13 protein-coding genes are annotated in these 16,233 nt (G+C 71.8%); 5 read left to right on the forward strand and 8 right to left on the reverse strand.

Going from position 1 to position 16,233, the window contains the following annotated elements:
• Positions 1–41: 41 nt before the first annotated feature.
• The 3 genes from ACFYVL_RS31435 to ACFYVL_RS31445 all read right to left on the reverse strand — a co-directional run bounded on the left by ACFYVL_RS31435 (position 42) and on the right by ACFYVL_RS31445 (position 3,567).
• On the reverse strand, positions 42–1,502 hold the full coding sequence (locus ACFYVL_RS31435) for an exo-alpha-sialidase (RefSeq protein WP_389250875.1): 1,461 nt from the start codon (positions 1,500–1,502) through the stop codon (positions 42–44).
• A 48-nt stretch (positions 1,503–1,550) separates the two neighbouring features.
• Entirely contained in the window at positions 1,551–2,564 is a 1,014-nt protein-coding gene (locus ACFYVL_RS31440; RefSeq protein WP_389250877.1) for an acetylxylan esterase, read from the reverse strand.
• 259 nt (positions 2,565–2,823) lie between these two features.
• A complete protein-coding gene (locus ACFYVL_RS31445) occupies positions 2,824–3,567 on the reverse strand; it encodes a FadR/GntR family transcriptional regulator (protein ID WP_389250879.1) in 744 nt (247 codons plus the stop codon).
• 163 nt (positions 3,568–3,730) lie between these two features.
• Between ACFYVL_RS31445 and ACFYVL_RS31450 the strand changes: the two genes are divergently transcribed.
• From ACFYVL_RS31450 to ACFYVL_RS31465, 4 genes are all read left to right on the forward strand, one after another.
• Positions 3,731–5,323 carry an ABC transporter substrate-binding protein gene (locus ACFYVL_RS31450; protein WP_389250881.1) on the forward strand — a complete coding sequence of 531 codons (1,593 nt, stop codon included), beginning with the start codon at positions 3,731–3,733 and terminating at the stop codon, positions 5,321–5,323.
• 79 nt (positions 5,324–5,402) lie between these two features.
• A complete protein-coding gene (locus ACFYVL_RS31455) occupies positions 5,403–6,353 on the forward strand; it encodes an ABC transporter permease (RefSeq protein WP_389250882.1) in 951 nt (316 codons plus the stop codon).
• Positions 6,353–8,323, forward strand: a complete 1,971-nt coding sequence (locus ACFYVL_RS31460; RefSeq protein WP_389250884.1) for a dipeptide/oligopeptide/nickel ABC transporter permease/ATP-binding protein — start codon at positions 6,353–6,355, stop codon at positions 8,321–8,323. The genes ACFYVL_RS31455 and ACFYVL_RS31460 overlap by 1 nt, the downstream gene beginning before the upstream one ends.
• A gap of 131 nt (positions 8,324–8,454) precedes the next feature.
• Positions 8,455–9,435, forward strand: a complete 981-nt coding sequence (locus ACFYVL_RS31465) for an oligopeptide/dipeptide ABC transporter ATP-binding protein (RefSeq protein WP_389251032.1) — start codon at positions 8,455–8,457, stop codon at positions 9,433–9,435.
• A 60-nt stretch (positions 9,436–9,495) separates the two neighbouring features.
• Here ACFYVL_RS31465 and ACFYVL_RS31470 read toward each other — a convergent pair whose 3' ends face one another.
• Positions 9,496–9,723 carry a hypothetical protein gene (locus ACFYVL_RS31470; protein WP_389250885.1) on the reverse strand — a complete coding sequence of 76 codons (228 nt, stop codon included), beginning with the start codon at positions 9,721–9,723 and terminating at the stop codon, positions 9,496–9,498.
• A gap of 212 nt (positions 9,724–9,935) precedes the next feature.
• On the reverse strand, positions 9,936–10,325 hold the full coding sequence (locus ACFYVL_RS31475; RefSeq protein ID WP_389250887.1) for a hypothetical protein: 390 nt from the start codon (positions 10,323–10,325) through the stop codon (positions 9,936–9,938).
• 283 nt (positions 10,326–10,608) lie between these two features.
• Here ACFYVL_RS31475 and ACFYVL_RS31480 point away from each other — a divergent pair, with 283 nt between their 5' ends.
• Positions 10,609–11,178 (forward strand): 8-oxo-dGTP diphosphatase, encoded by a 570-nt coding sequence (locus tag ACFYVL_RS31480; protein ID WP_389250889.1) that lies wholly within the window; start codon positions 10,609–10,611, stop codon positions 11,176–11,178.
• A gap of 6 nt (positions 11,179–11,184) precedes the next feature.
• Here ACFYVL_RS31480 and xdhC read toward each other — a convergent pair whose 3' ends face one another.
• From xdhC to ACFYVL_RS31495, 3 genes are read right to left on the reverse strand one after another with little or no spacing between them, the layout of a single operon-like run.
• Positions 11,185–11,994 (reverse strand): xanthine dehydrogenase accessory protein XdhC, encoded by an 810-nt coding sequence (gene xdhC, locus ACFYVL_RS31485; RefSeq protein WP_389251034.1) that lies wholly within the window; start codon positions 11,992–11,994, stop codon positions 11,185–11,187.
• Between the two features lies 1 nt (position 11,995).
• Complete coding sequence (xdhB, locus tag ACFYVL_RS31490) at positions 11,996–14,386, reverse strand: xanthine dehydrogenase molybdopterin binding subunit (protein WP_389250891.1); 2,391 nt, start codon at positions 14,384–14,386, stop codon at positions 11,996–11,998.
• Positions 14,383–15,858: a xanthine dehydrogenase small subunit gene (locus ACFYVL_RS31495; RefSeq protein WP_389250893.1), complete on the reverse strand. Its 1,476-nt coding sequence runs from the start codon at positions 15,856–15,858 to the stop codon at positions 14,383–14,385. The genes xdhB and ACFYVL_RS31495 overlap by 4 nt, the downstream gene beginning before the upstream one ends.
• Positions 15,859–16,233 lie beyond the last annotated feature (375 nt).

Genomic DNA, 16,233 nt, shown 5'->3' on the forward strand with positions numbered 1-16,233 from the left:
GGAGGGGCGGGGCCGTCCGGCAACGGGCGGCCCCGCCGGTGTCACGAGGTGGAGACGGTCAGCGAGGCGTCGCCGTAGGCGTGCTGCCAGCCGCGGATCCGGTAGTCCGCCGTGACCTTGACGGACCCGGCGGACGCGCCGGCGGGCACGGTGACGGGAACCTTCACGGTCGCGCCCTGACCGGGTGCGAGGGCCGGAACCGGCACGGCGGGCGCGCTGTAGCCCTGCGGCAGCGTCAGCGCGACGGAGCCCGCCGGGACGGCCACGTCGTTCTGGCTGACGACGCGTACGTCGATCCCGGTGGTGGTGCCCGCCCGCAGTGCCGCGGGCGGGGTGACGGTGACCGGCGCGCAGATGCCGCCGAGCCACCGCAGGTCGAAGGAGGAGTAGGTGATCCGGCGGTAGTCGTCGCGCTCCCAGAGCAGACCCGTGCGCGGGTTGGCCGCGGTGCCGTCGCTCAGCGGGGTGAGCGTCGAGTAGGCGGCGGAGCCGGTCTCGACGGTCCTGCGGATGGGCCAGTTCCTGCCGTTGTCGCAGGACAGTCGCACGGTGAGGTTGCTGCGACCGCTGGTGGTCGCGGTGTTGCTGAACATCAGCCACTGGGCGCGCGGGTGCGAGGGGTCGACGTTCGGCGCGAAGCGGGTGATCGAGCCGTTGTTGGCCGGGTCGGGCAGTTCGGTGTCCGGCTGGAAGGGCGTGTAGGTGACGCCGCCGTCGCTGGAGTACGCGACGGTGCGGTACGGGGCCGACCGGTTGTTGAGCATGACGCGTCCGTCGGAGAGTTCGACGGTCTTGTTCTCGTCGCCGCCGGGGCCCACGGGCGTGCCCGTCCGCCAGGTCTTTCCGTGGTCGTCGCTGTAGGCACTGACCGCGTAGTTGGCGCCGTCGCGGCGGATCGCGTACTGCTGGATCAGCCGGCCCTTGTGGGCGCCGCGGCGCAGCTGGATGCCCTCGCCGGAGGCCGCGAACATGCCGCCCCAGGCGGGGTTCTTGAGGTCGGCGGTGATGCGCTCGTGCCGCCAGGTCAGGCCGTCGTCGTCGGAGTAGCTGTAGTCGGCCTGGAGGACGTTCGGGTCGCTCTCGTCGTTCCCGGTGGCCGAGCCGAAGAAGCCCTGGTTCACGGACGCGGCGTAGAAGAGGAAGATCCGGCCGGTCTCCCGGTCCACCAGCAGGCTCGGGTCGCCGAAGCCCTTGGGGGCCGCCTCCTTGCGCACCACCTGCTGGGGCTGCCAGGTGGCGCCGCCGTCGGTGCTGCGCCGCATCACGACGCCGATGTTGCCGGGCAGGTCCCCGAGCGTGGGGCGGGCGTCGTAGGCGGCGAGGACGGTGCCCCGCGACGTCGTGGTGAGCGCGGGTATGCGGTAGTACGGCGAGCCGGTGCCGGCGGTCGCCAGGTCCTGCGAGGTGAGGGTGCCGGCCTCGGCACCGTGGGCGGCGGTCGTGGTGGCGGCGACGAGGGCGAGCGTCGCGGCCAGTGCGGCCAGGGGGACTCTTCGCTGCATGAACGGGCCTCTTCTCGGGAGGGAGTCGGTCGAGGGGCGAGGAGGGAATCAGGCGGGCTGGGGTTCGGGCAGGGAGGTGGGGCCGGAACGGGCACCGGGGGAGAGGAGCGCGCGCACCCAGGAGAGCTGTTCGCGCCGGTGGTGTCCGCCGCCGCCCTCGTGGCCGTTGAACTCGTAGACGCGGACGTCCTTGGGACCCGCGTAGCGGTGGTAGGCGGCGAAGCAGGTGGAGGGCGGGCAGACGTCGTCCATCAGGGCGATGGAGAACAGCGCCGGGGCCGAGGCCCGGGAGGCGAGCAGCGCTGTGTCGACGTGGTCGAGCGTGCCGAACACCGCGTCGGCGCGGTCGCGGTGCAGACCCAGGTACGCGGCGATCTCGGTGTACGGTCCGGTGGCGCAGATCCGGGCGGCGCGCCGGATGTCGCAGAGGAACGGCACGTCGGGCATCACCCCGGCGAGGCCCGGCACCAGGGCGGCCACCGCCAGGGCGATGCCGCCGCCCTGGCTCAGGCCGGTCACCACGATCCGCTCCGGATCGACGGCCGGGTGGTCGCGGAGCGCGTCGACACAGCGCACCGCGTCCGTGAACACCCGCCGGTAGTAGTGGGTTTCCGGGCTCTGTACGCCCCGGGTCAGGAAGCCCGGTACCGAGCCGCCCAGGGTCGCCGTGTCGGGGGTGTCCCCGCCGGCCGTGGACCAGCCCTGGCCGCGGGTGTCCATGACGAAGTGCGCGTATCCGGCGTTCGCCCACAGCACCTGCTCGTGGGCGAGGCCCCGGCCGCGTCCGTAGCCGAGGAACTCCACGACGCAGCCGAGGGGTTCGTCCGTCCCGGTCGGCAGGTGCAGCCAGCCCCGTACGGGTTCGCCCGCGTGGCCCGGCACCGTCGCGTCGTACGTCGTGACGTGGGTCAGCCCGCTGTCCACCGGGACGAAGCGCGGGCGCCCGCCGACGGCGCGGGACTCGGCCAGGGTCCGGGTCCAGAACCGGTCGAGGCCGGCCGGTTCGTCGAGGTCGGGCCGCAGCGCCAGGCACTGGGCGAGCGTCAGGTCCGTCAATGGCATGAAGGGGCCCCGCTGGGAGAGAGGTGGGTGCGGCGCGGCGCGCTGGCATGGCGCGCGGCAGCGGCCGGCACAAGACAACGGCAGACATCTGATGTCTGCTGTCCTGGGACCATAGAGTTGTCCGGCGAGGTGCGTCAAGTGCTGCGGGGCGAGGAGCAGTTCGCCGGGCGGGGCTCCCGCGGGGACCCGCGGGGGAGGGGCACAGCGAAACGGCGCACGCCCCCGGTGGGGACGTGCGCCGACGGCCGGTGCGGCCGGGTCAGCCGCGGGCGCGGGCCTCGGCGAGACGCCGGCGCACGGGCGCGTAGTGCTCGGTCAGCGCCGCGGCGAACTCCGCGGCGTCGCGGGCGCGCACGGCGTCCACGATGCGCTGGTGACTGGCGATGGTGGCCGCCTCGTGCTCGTGCGTGAACACGTCGAGGTGCGGCGCGACGATGACGTACACGTCCCAGAACGCCGCGGACAGCTGGCCTATCAGGTCGTTGCCGAGCGGGGTGACGAGCAGGGTGTGGAAGGCCCGGTCGGTGTCGACGAAACCGTTCCCCTCGCCCGCGTGCCCCTCGCGCATCGCGTCGACACAGCCCTGGAGCCGCTCCACCTGTTCCTCGGAGAGCCCGTGGACGAGACGCTCGGCCATGCTCCGCTCGAAGAGCTCCCGCACTTCGACGAGGTCGGCAAGGACCTGGAAGTCGTCGTCGGGGCTGAGCAGTCCGCGAAACGCCAGGCTCTCCACGAGCGCCGACATGCTGAGCCGGCCGACGTACGTGCCGTGCCCGTGCCGTACCTCGACGATGTCCAGGGCGGTCAGCACCCTGATGGCCTCCCGCACGCTGGAGCGGCTGGCGCCCAGTGCCTCGCACAGGGCCGACTCGGTCGGCAGCGGGTCACCGGGGCGGAGCTTGTTGCGCAGGATGTACGACTTGATTCCGTCGGCCACCTCTTGCCTGAGCGGCTGCCGCGCCGCCTTGGGCTCCGGCACCGTCGCCCTCTGTTCCACCGCCACCTCTTGACCCCTCCCGTTGGCCGGACTACCTTCCCACACTATCAAGGCATCGGACATCAGACATCTGATGCCCAGGGCAGTGGGGTGATCACCGCACTCGCCGCCGGAACGACTGCTTCCTCGGCCGTCGTCAGTCTCCCTCTCTTCCGCCTGGAGGACCCCCTTGCCCTCGCGCAGCACTGCCGGCGTGGACCGCCGCACCTTCCTGAGAATCACCAGCGCCCTCGGTGTGACGACCGCGATCACCACCGGCCTGACCGCCTGCGGCGGCCCGGCGTCCACCGGTGGCGGGCAGAGCACCGGCGGCGACACCTCCACCATCGAGGCCGGCCTGTCCTACCCGCTGTCCACCGGGTTCGACCCGATGATCACCTCCGGCGCCACGCCCTACGCCGCCAACATGCACATCTTCGAGGGACTGGTCGACCTCGACCCGGCCACCCTCACCGCCCGCCCCGCCCTGGCCACCGCCATGCCGCAGCGGATCAACGCCACCACGTACCGCGTCGCACTGCGCCAGGGAGCCACCTTCCACGACGGCTCCGCCGTCACCGCCGACGACGTCGTCTTCAGCTTCGAGCGGGTCCTCGACCCGAAGAACGCCTCACTCATGGCTCAGTTCGTGCCGTTCATCGACAAGGTGAACGCGGTCGACCCGGGCACGGTCGAGTTCAAGCTGAAGCACCCCTTCGCCCTGTTCCCGTCCCGGATCTCCGTGGTGCGCATCGTCCCCAGGAAGATCGCAGGAGCGGACGCCAAGGCGTTCGACGCCAAGCCCGTCGGCTCGGGCCCCTACCGCTTCGTCTCCGCGGTCCGCGAGGACAAGATCGTGATGGAGGCGTACGACAAGTACAACGGCCCCCGCCCCGCCAAGGCCAAGAAGATGGTCTGGCGCCTCATGTCGGACCCCTCCGCCAGGGTCAGCGCCCTGCAGTCCGGCCGCGTACAGGCCATCGAGGACGTGCCCTACATCGACATCAAGGGCTTCACCGGCAGGAACAAGGTCGAGTCCGTGCAGTCCTTCGGCCTGCTCTTCCTGATGTTCAACTGCGCGGACAAGCGGTTCGCCGACAAGCGCGTGCGCCAGGCACTGCACTACGCCCTGGACACCGAGAAGATCATCAAGACCGCGCTGCTCGGCAACGCCGAACCCGCCACCGGCTACGTACCCCCCACCCACCCCGACTACCACCGGGCCGCCACCGTCTACGGCCACGACGTCGCCAGGGCGAAGAAGCTCCTCGCCGACGCCGGAGCACAGAAACTGTCGTTCACCCTGATGCTCACCGACACCGGCTGGGTCAAGGACATCGCCCCCCTCATCAAGGAGAGCTGGGCGGCGGCCGGCATCGACGCCACGCTCGACATCGCACAGTCCCCGGCCCAGTACGCCAAGGTCGACAAGGGGAACTTCGACGTCCTGGCCGCACCGGGCGACCCGTCCGTCTTCGGCAACGACGCCGACCTCCTGCTGCGCTGGTTCTACTACGGGTTCTGGCCCGAGAAGCGCTACGGATGGACCGGCTCGCCCGCCTACAAGCAGACCAAGTCGCTGCTCGACCGGGCCGCGAGCGCCCCCGACGAGACCCGGCGCAAGGAACTGTGGGGACAGGTCATGGACCTGGTCGCCGAGGAGGCCGCACTGTACCCGGTGCTGCACCGCAAGCTGCCCACCGCCTGGAGCGGCGCCGCGCTCCCCGGCTTCAAGCCGCTGCCCACGACCGGACTGTCCTTCGTCGACGTCGGCCGCGCCTGAGCGGCACACCGCAAGGCCGCCGGGCCGGCCCGCTCCCCGACGTGCGGCCGGCCCGGCCCCAATCCCTAGGAACCTCACGATGGTTGCATTTCTCCGGCTCGCGCTGCGTCGCGTCGCGATGATGCCGGTGATGATCCTCGGCATCGCACTGCTGGTCTTCGTGGTCCTGCAGTTCTCGCCGGCCGATCCCGCCTACAACGCGCTCGGCGACAGCGCGAGCCCCGAGGCACGGGCCGCCTTCGCCGAAGCACAGGGCCTCAACGACCCCCTGCCGGTGCGCTACTTCCACTTCCTGGGCCAGCTGGTGCAGGGCGACCTCGGCGTCACCGTGCCCCCCAGCCAGCCCGTCGTCGACCGCATCACCACCGCGTTCCCCCTCACCCTCCAGCTCACCCTGCTCGGCCTCCTGCTCGCCGTCGTCCTCGCGCTCGTCCTCGGCGTCACCAGCGCCATGTACCGCGACCGCTGGCCCGACCAGGTCTTCCGCGTCCTGTCCATGGCCGGGATCGCACTGCCCTCGTTCTGGCTCGGCGTCCTGCTCATCCAGCAGTTCGCCCTGAACACACCGCTCTTCCCGACCGGCGGCTACGTCAACCCCGCCGAGTCCCTCGGCGGCTGGCTGCGCTCCCTGGCACTGCCCGCGATCTCCCTCGCACTGCCCGTCGCCGCCTCCCTCGCCCGCCTCGTCCGCACGTCGATGGTCGCCGAACTCGACCGCGACTACGTCCGCACCGCACGCGGCAGCGGCCTGCCACCGTTCCTGATCATCCGGTCGGTGCTGCGCAACGCCCTGGTCACCCCGCTCACCGTGCTCGGCGTCAAGGTCGGCTACCTGCTCAGCGGCGCCGTCGTCATCGAGGCGATCTTCGACCTGCCCGGCATGGGCAAGCTGATCCTCGAAGGATCCACCGGCGGTGACGTCGCCCTCGTCCAGGGCACGGTGCTCACCATCGCCCTCGCGTTCCTCGTGGTGAACGTCGTCGTCGACCTGCTCTATCTGCTCGTCAACCCGCGTATCAGGACGGTGTGATGTTCGCCCCAAGCTCCCTCGCCGGGCGTCTCGCCCGGCCCGGCACGCGGCTGCGCCGCCTGCCCCCGGCCTCCCGGATCGCGCTCGGCGTCCTGCTGGTCGTCGTCCTCGGCGCGCTCCTCGCGCCACTGCTGACCCAGGACCCGCTCGCCACCGGAATCCCGGCCCAGCCGCCCGGCGGCGACCACTGGTTCGGCACCGACCGGGCCGGCCGCGACGTCTTCGCCCGCGTCGTGCACGGCGCCCGCTACTCCCTCGCCATCGGCCTCGGCGCCACCCTGCTGGCCCTCGTCCTCGGCTCACTGCTCGGCGCGCTCGCCGCCACCTCGCGCAAATTCGCCGACGAGTCGGTGATGCGCACGCTGGACGTCGTCATGTCGTTCCCGCCGATCGCCCTGGCGGCCGTCCTGGTCGCCGTGTTCGGCCCGAGCCTCCCGGTGATCGTCTTCACCATCGCGTTCGTGTACGCACCCTCGCTCGCCCGCGTCGTGCGCGCGGGCGTCCTGGAGCAGTACGGCGAGGACTACGTCGCCGCCGAACGAGTCATCGGAGCCCGGCGCGGCCACATCGTGCTCCGGCACGTGGCCGTCAACTGCGCGGCCCCGGTGCTGGTGTTCGCCACCGTCATGGTCGCCGACTCGATCATCTTCGAGGCCAGCCTGTCCTTCATCGGCGCCGGAGTGCAGGACCCCGACCCGAGCTGGGGCAGCGTCCTGGCGTACGGCCGCCAGATCCTGCTGTCCGGCGGCTGGTGGGCCACCTTCTTCCCGGGCCTGTGCCTGCTGATCACCGTACTCGCGCTGAACATCCTCTCCGAGGGCATGACGGACGCGGCAGCCTCCCCCGACAGGTCCCGCACCGACGGCGAGGCGCCCGCCAAGGCCCCCGCGGCCGCCGTCACCGACGCACACGACGTGGACGCCGCCCTCACCGAACTGGCGGCGCGGCTCACCGGCACCGAACCCGCCGTCCGCCCGCTGCCCGACGACGCCCCCGCCCTGCTGACCGTACGCAACCTCACCATCCGCTTCCCCGACCGCTACGGCGACACCCGCGTCGTCGACGACATCTCCTTCACCGTCCGCGAGGGCGAGACCCTCGGCCTGGTCGGCGAATCGGGCTGCGGCAAATCCGTCACCAGCCTCGCCGTCATGGGCCTGCTGGCCCGCAACGCAGAGGTGGAGGGCGAGATCCGCTACCGCGACCGCGACCTGCTCAAGCTGTCGCCCAGGGAACGCCGCGCCCTGATGGGCCCACAGATCGCGATGGTCTACCAGGACGCCATGTCCTCCCTGAACCCGTCCGTCCTCATCGGCACCCAGCTGGGCCGGCTCACCTCGCGCGGCGGCACCCGCACCCCGGCCGAACTCCTCGACCTGGTCGGGCTCTCACCCGAACGCACCCTGCGCAGCTACCCCCACGAACTCTCCGGCGGCCAGCGCCAGCGCGTCCTGATCGCCATGGCCCTCTCCCGCAGCCCCCGCCTGCTCATCGCCGACGAGCCGACCACCGCCCTCGACGTCACCGTCCAGGCCCAGGTCGTCGAACTGCTGGTGCGACTGCGCGACGAACTCGGCTTCGCCATGGTCCTCGTCTCGCACGACCTCGCCCTCGTCGGCGACCTCGCCCACCGGGTGGCCGTCATGTACGCGGGCCAGGTCGCCGAGGCCGGCGCCACCCGTGCCCTGCTGACCGACCCGGCCCACCACTACAGCCGCGGCCTGCTGGGCTCCGTCGTCTCCCTGGAAGCGGGGGCCCAGCGGCTGCACCAGATCCGCGGTGTCGTACCGGCGCCCCGCGCGTTCGGTGCGGGCTGCCGCTTCGCCTCACGGTGCGCCGCAGCCATCGGACTCTGCGCCACGACCCCGCCACCCGCCGCACCTCGCGGCACCGACGAGGACCACCTGTTCGCCTGCCACCACCCGGCTCCCGCCGCGCAGCCGGCGCAGCCCCTGGGGAGCACCCGATGACCACCGAGCACCCGCACCCCGGCCCCCGGGACACGGCAGCCGACCCGCACGGCACCACCGCGGCCCCGCGGACCACCACCGCGGCCCCGCGGACCACCACCGCGGCCCCGCGGACCACCGCCGGGGCCCCGCTGATCCGGCTCGACGGCATCCACGTACAGCACAGGGCCCGCAGCGGCGGCGTCTTCCGCAGGGACACCGTCCACGCCCTCACCGACGCCACCCTCGAAGTGCGCCGCGGCGAGATCCTGGGCCTGGTCGGCGAGTCGGGCTGCGGAAAGTCGACACTGGCCCGCGTGGTCACCGGACTGCAGCGCCCGACCGAGGGACAGGTCCACTTCCGCGGACGCGACCTGTGGGCGATGAGCGCGGCGGAGCGGCGCGGGGAGTTCGGCCCCGCGGTGGGCGTGATCTTCCAGGACCCCTCCACCGCCCTCAACCCGCGCCTGCCGGTCCGCCGTATCCTGCGCGACCCCCTCGACGTGCACCGCCGCGGTACCGGGGAGGCCCGCGAGGCACGGGTGGCGGAACTCCTCGACCTGGTCGGGCTGCCCGGCCACACCCGGGACGCCCTGCCGGGCCAGCTCTCCGGCGGGCAGCGCCAGCGCGTGGCCATCGCCCGCGCGCTCGCGCTCGAACCGGAACTGATCGTCGCCGACGAACCCACCAGCGCGCTCGACGTGTCCGTCCGCGCGCAGATCCTCAACCTCCTCACCGATCTGCGCGCACGCCTCGGCCTCGGCATGGTGTTCATCTCCCACGACGTCCAGACCGTGCGCTACCTCGCGGACCGCATCGCCGTCCTCTACCTCGGCCGAGTCGTCGAGGAGGGGCCCGCCCACGAGGTCACCGGCGGCCCCCGCCACCCGTACACCGAGGCCCTTCTGTCGGCGACCCCGAGCCTGCTGGAACGCCCGGAGCGCATCGTGCTGCACGGCCCGGTGCCCTCCGCCACCCACCCGCCCACCGGCTGCCCCTTCCGCACCCGCTGCTGGAAGGCGGACGACGAGTGCGCGACCGCGTTCCCCGCCCGCACCGAACCCACCGAAGGACACCGCTGGCACTGCGTCCACCCCCAGCCGGACCCGCTCGGGGCCGCACGCACGCGCTGACGCACGGCGGGAGCCCGCCCGCGGGCGATCCGGCCGGACGGGTGTAGGTGTTCCGTGCCGTCAGCGGGGTGTGCGGGTGACGGTCAGGCCGTGGGCCTCGACGAGGGCGACGGCCTTGCCGAGTGCCTCGTCGTCCAGCCGGCAGTGGTCGGGAACGGTGATCCGCGCGGTACCGAACTCGTTGGACAGGGCAGTACCGGAAGCGACGTCCGCCGCCTGCGACTGGTACGCGCCGTGCACGGCCTTCGCGAAGAGCTTCATTCCGAGGGCTCGATCGGTGAGTCTCATGGTTCCCCCTGCTGGTCGGTGTCCGCCTGCGTGGTCCGCCGCGTACGAACTCATGATCATGCCGTACGTCCGCGCGGGAGGACCTCCCCACCCGAAAAAGGCCTCGCGGGCGCGCAACGCCACGAGGCCGGCCGGGGCGTGCGGCCGGCCGCCGCGGGGGACGGGCCGCCGCCGCGAGGAGTGCGGCGACGGCCCGTCCAGGTGCGGCGGGGTCAGCAGGGCTTGATGTACCAGGTGCGGACGCCGACGCTGTGCGCCACGTTCCGGTCGGCGTACGGGGCCGCCGTGGTCAGGATCGTCCTGCGGTCGTGGTTCTTGAACTTGGCTTTGGTGCCCCGCGTCTGGTTGTTGATGTAACGGGTGGGGACCCACTTGCCGCTGATGTACCAGTTCTTGCAGTAGTAGAGGTCCTTCCACGTCGACTTCCCGGTGGAGGTGTTGCGCAGCTTCACGCACAGCGCGCCGGACGGGCAGCTCTTCTGCACCGACACCTCCGCCGGCGCCGACGCCTGGGCGGGTGCGACACCGGCGCCCAGCGCCAGAGCCGCCGCACCGGCGACGGAAACCGCGGCCACTCGTCCCTTGATGTTCGACAGTGCCATGACACGTCCTCATGTGATCGGTCCTCTGCGCGACTTCTGCCGCGTGCCGAGCAGCGTCACCGGCGGCCGCACGACCGGACAACGTGCTTCGGCCCTGCCCGAAACACCCGGGACACGTTGTCCGACGGGGGCGTACGGTACCGGCTGACGGCGGGGAGGTTCGGTGCCGAGCCTGCCGCGACGGTACGAGCGGCCCGGCAGAGGTGGGCGGGACCGGCCGCGGGAACCACTCACCCCAAGCCCCCACCAACTCTGACAGGAAGCCGATATGACGCTCCAGCAGATGAGTCGCACCACCCTGTGCATCGCGACCCGGATCACCGGCCGGGGCCGGTGGGAGGTGCTGCTGGGGGAGAAGCTGTCCGGGCCCGGGACCGGGAAGATCGTGGTGATCGGCGGGCATCTGGATCCCGGCGAAAGCCCCGAGGAAGCCGCCGTTCGCGAACTGGAGGAGGAAACCGGGCTCCGCCCGTCCGGCGACGTGCTGCACGTCGCCAACCTCACCTTCACCTTCCCGGAACAGCGCTGGGACCACAGCACCCCGGTCTTCCTCGCCACCGGGCTCGAAGGCAGGCTGCGGGAGTGCGAGGAGATCCGCCCCGGCTGGTACCCGGCCGACGCCCTGCCGCTGCACCGCATGTGGGCCGACGCCGCCTACTGGCTCCCGCAGGCACTGCACGGCATCCGGATCAAAGCCGCCGTCACCTACACCTCCGGCAGCCGCGAACACGTCGTCACCGCCCGCCTCGCACCCCTCACCGACCTCGACGAACCGCTCTCGCTGGGCGCCCCGGTGCCGACGACCCCCCGACCGGCGCACCACTCCGGCACGGGCCCCTCGACCGGGCTCTGAGTACGCTCAGCCGCCGTCGCCCTCGAATGCCCGCAGCAGGTCCGCCGCGATGCTCACCGCGATCGTGGCGGGCTCCTTGCCGGTGATCCCGGGGATACCGACCGGAGTCTTGATCCGGTCGATCGTGCTGTCGTCGTGCCCGCCCTCGGTGGCCAGGCGCTTGCGGAACCGGGCCCACTTGGGTGCGGAGCCGATCAGCCCGATCGAGCCGAGACCGGGCGTGCGCAGAGCCGCGTCGCACAGCGCGGCGTCCTCGGCGTGGTCGTGGGTCATGATCAGGACGTGGGTGCCCGGCGCCAGATCCGCGAGCACCTCCTCCGGCAGCAGCGGCACGTGGTGCACATGGACCTCCGCCACCGCGTCCGCCAGCACGCCGAGGCGCTCGTCGGTGAGGACGTCCGGGCGGGTGTCGATCAGATGCAGGTCGAGGTGGTGCCGGGCCAGGAGGCGCGCGAGTTCCAGCCCGACGTGGCCGACACCGAAGATCGCCACCGCGGGCACCACCGGCAGCGGTTCGGTCAGTACGGTGACGACTCCGCCGCAGCACTGCACACCGTGCCGGTTGGTGACCTTGTCGTTCAACGCGAACTCCCTGAGCTCCGGCTCCGCACCCGATGCGGCGATTAGCTCGCGGGACCTGTCGATCGCGACGGCCTCGATGTTGCCGCCGCCGATCGAACCCCACGTCTCGGTCAGCCCCACGACGAGCTTGGCACCGGCCTTGCGGGGCGCGTGGCCGCGCACGGCCGCGACGGTCACGAGCGCGCCGGGTTCCCGGCGGGCCCGCAACCGCGCGACCGCGGCCACCCACGTCATGTCAGGCATTGCTCAGAGCACTCGTGCCGGTGCGGATCCCGTCGCCCTCGTGCCGCCCGTCGCCCTCGCGCGCGGACTCGACGGCCCAGTACACCGCCTCCGGGGTCGCCGGAGAGGCCAGTTCCACACTGGTCCCCGCGGGCCCGAAAGCGGCGGCGGCCTGCCGCAGCGCTTCGCGGACCGAGAAGGCCAGCATCAGCGGAGGCTCGCCCACGGCCTTGGAACCGTAGACCGCGCCCTCCTCGGTGGCGTTCTCCATCAGCGTGACGTTGAACTCCTCGGGCATCTCCGAGAAGCTCGGCAGCTTGTACGTGCTGGCCGCCTGCGTCTGGAGGCGGCCCCGGTGCGGGCCCTCGCCGGTGTCCCAGCGCAGGTCCTCCAGCGTCAGCCAGCCCGCGCCCTGCACGAACCCGCCCTCGACCTGACCGATGTCGATCATCGGGGAGAGGCTGTCGCCGACGTCGTGCACGATGTCGACCCGCCGGATCCTGTACGCACCCGTGAACCCGTCCACCTCGACCTCGGTCGCGGCGGCCCCGTTGGAGAAGTACTTGAACGGCGTGCCGCGGAAGCTCTTGGCGTCCCAGTGCAGCCCCTGCGTCCGGTAGAAGCCGGCCGCCGAGAGCTGGACCCGCTGGAAGTACGCGGTGCGCACCAGGTCGTCCCAGGCCAGCTCCTTGTCACCGCCCAGGACGCGGGCGACGCCCTCGACGATGCGGACGTCCGAGGCGTTCCCGCCCAGCTGGGACCCGGCCACCTGGTGCAGCCTCTCCCGCAACTGCTCGCAGGCGTTCTTGATCGCGCCGCCGTTGAGGTCCGCGCCCGCACTGGCCGCCGTGGCGGAGGTGTTGGGCACCTTGTCCGTACGGGTCGGAGCCAGCCGCACCCGGTGCAGCGGGATGCCGAGCGTGGTCGCGGCCACCTGCATCATCTTGGTGTGCAGGCCCTGGCCCATCTCGGTGCCGCCGTGGTTGATCAGGACGGAGCCGTCCTTGTAGATCAGCACCAGCGCGCCGCCCTGGTTGAAGGCGGTCAGGTTGAACGAGATGCCGAACTTGATGCCGGTCAGGGCGATCGCCCGCTTCGTGTGCGGGTGGGCCGCGTTGAACGCGGCGATCTCGCGCCTGCGGTCGGCGAGGTTGCCGTTCTCCTTCACCTGCTCCCACACGGCGGAGATCCGGTCGGCCTGCGTGACCGGCTGGCCGTACGGTGTGGTCTGGCCCTGCCCCGGCCGGTAGAAGTTGCGTTCGCGCAGCTCGACGGGGTCCAGTCCCAGCAGGGGGGCGACCCGGCCGAGGATGTCCTCGATGACGAGCATGCCCTGGGGGCCGCCGAAGCCGCGGAACGCCGTGTGGGAGACGGTGTTGGTCTTCGCGATACGTCCCGCGACGCGCGCGTTCGGAATCCAGTACGTGTTGTCGATGTGGCACAGCGCGCGGGCCAGCACCGGCTCGGACAGGTCCAGGCTCCAGCCGCCGTCGGCGGTCAGCGTGGCGTCGAGGGCCTGGATGCGGCCCTCGGCGTCGAAGCCGATCCGCCACGAGGAGTGGAAGCCGTGCCGCTTGCCGGACATGGTGAGGTCCTGCGTGCGGTTCAGCCGGAAGCGCACCGGTCGGCCGGTGAGCTTGGCGCCGAGCGCGGCGACGGCAGCGAACCCGTGCGGCTGCATCTCCTTGCCGCCGAAACCGCCGCCCATCCGCAGGCACTGCACGGTGATCTCGTGCGCCGGGACGCCGAGCACGTGCGAGACGATCTCCTGGGTCTCGGACGGATGCTGGGTGCTGCTCTGGATGAACAGCTGCCCGCCCTCGTCGACCATGGCGAGCGCGGCGTGCGTCTCCAGGTAGAAGTGCTCCTGCCCGGAGAAGGTGAACTCGCCGGTGAACACGTGCGCGGAGTCGGCGAACCCGGCGTCGATGTCCCCGGTCTCCATCAGCGGCCGGGCGCCGTGGAAGCTCCCGGCCTCGATGGCCTCCGCGACGGTGACGATCGAGGGCTTCTCGTCGAGCTCGACCTCCACGGCCGCCGCGCCGAGGCGGGCCGCCTCCAGGCTCTCGCCCAGCACCCACGCCACGGCGTGGCCGTGGAACATGACCTCGTCGGGGAAGAGCGGCTCGTCGTGCTTCATACCGGCGTCGTTCACGCCCGGTACGTCCGCGCCGGTCAGGACGCGGACCACACCGGGCACGGCCAGTGCGGGCCCGGTGCGGAGCGCGGTGATGCGGCCGTGCGCCTTCATGACCTGGACCGGGTAGGCGTGCAGGACGTCCTTGGTGCGGTACACGAGGTCGTCGGTGTACAGCGCGCCGCCGGTGACGTGCTGGTAGGCGCTCTCGTGCGGCATGGAGACGCCGACGACCGGCTTCTCGGGGCGTTCGGACAGCTGGCTCATGACGAAACCGCCTCGGTGGTCTGTGCGTACAGCTTCTTCAGGCTCGTACCGAGCATCGCGGACCGGTAGAGGGAGCTGGCGCGGTGGTCGCTCATCGGCGTGCCCTCGCCGCGCAGGACGCGGGCGGCCTCGTCCACGGTCTCCTGCGACCAGGGCCTGCCCTCCAGGGCGGCCTCGGTGGCCAGCGACCGGATCGGGGTGGCGGCGACGCCGCCCAGACCGATCCGGGCCTTGCGGACGATGCCGCCCTCGATGTCGAGCGCGAAGGCGACGGCGACGCTGGAGATGTCGTCGAATCGTCTCTTGGCGATCTTGTGGAAGGCGGTGGTGCGGGAGAGCGGCGTCGGAATGCGCACCGCGCGGATCAGCTCGTCCGGGCGGCGCACGCTCTGCCGGTAGCCGGTGAAGTAGTCGGCCAGCGGGACCGTGCGCTCGCCGTCGGCGCCGGCGAGCACGAGCGAGGCCTCCAGCGCGAGCAGCACCGGCGGGCTGTCGCCGATGGGGGAGCCGGTACCCAGGTTGCCGCCGAGGGTGGCGCTGTTGCGGATGAGCCGGGAGGCGAACTGCGGGAACAGCTGGTCCAGCAAAGGCACGCCGCCGTCGAGACGGCGCTCGATCTCGGTGAGAGTGAGTGCCGCACCGATCTCGACGTACTCGGACTCGGCGCGCAGCACCCGCAGTTCGGGCAGCCGGTCGACGGCCACGACGCAGTTGTCCCGGCGGGAGCGGATGTTGACCTCGACGCCGTGGTCGGTGCTTCCGGCGACCACGACCGCCTCCGGACGCTCGCGCAGGGTCCGCAGCGCCCCTTCGAGGGTCGCGGGGCGCAGGAACGTGCGACCGCCCTGGGTGTACTCGGAGGCGACCGGCTCGGGCGGGGACTGCTCGCGGCGCCGGGCCAGCGGATCGTCCTCGGCCGGCCGGTCGAGTGCGTACGCGGCATCACGGATCGGCCGGTAGCCGGTGCAGCGGCACAGGTTGCCGCTCAGCGAGTGCAGGTCGAACCCGTTCGGACCGTGCTCGGCATCGGCGCCGTGGCCGGCGGCACCGTCCGCGTCCTCGTGCGCGCAACGGTCCGGCCGGTAGTACTCCGAGGCCATGCTGCAGATGAACCCCGGTGTGCAGTAACCGCATTGGGAACCCCCACGGTCCGCCATCTCCTGCTGTACGGGGTGCAGGGCCGGGGGAGTGCCGGCCGCGCCGGGGGTGGCGAGGCCCTCGGAGGTGACGACCTCCTGGCCGTCGAGCGCCACTGCCGGGACCAGGCAGGCGTTGATCGCCACCCAGTCGGTCGGCTTGTTCACCCCGGGCCGGGCCACCAGCACGGAACAGGCCCCGCACTCACCCTCGGCGCAGCCCTCCTTGGTGCCCGTGAGGCCACGCTCGCGCAGGAAGTCGAGCACTGTGGTGTGGGGGGCATCCGGTGCGACGGGGGTTTCTTTCCCATTGACTGTGATTCGCGCACCTACCATGGCAAAACCTCTTTTTTGGGCACAGTAAACCTCGTTGCCGTCATGGCTATTTCGGAAGCTCTCTATTTCGGTGACGCAGCCTTCGACGGCGCGGCCGCACAAGCGGGCGCGCAGACCGGCACGCGGCGAAGTCCGCGCGATGCCACAGGCGGTGAAAGAAATCAAAGGGGGCCGTACGTGCGCGATTTGGGCACATCGGCGAGGCTGCCTCAGCAGCCGTGTGCTACCCGCCCCGGAGTCCAGGCGGTCCGCCGAGCGAGGCGCTGCAGGTCGGAGAGTATCGACATCCGACTTCGCCTCCTTACGGCTTGACGGTGCACGGATGAATCCGTTCGAAATTACGACGCCGAGGGGAGGCCGGTCAAGCAACCAGCG

Source organism: Streptomyces sp. NPDC004111, assembly GCF_042874215.1.
In the GTDB taxonomy this organism is placed as follows: Bacteria; Actinomycetota; Actinomycetes; order Streptomycetales; family Streptomycetaceae; genus Streptomyces.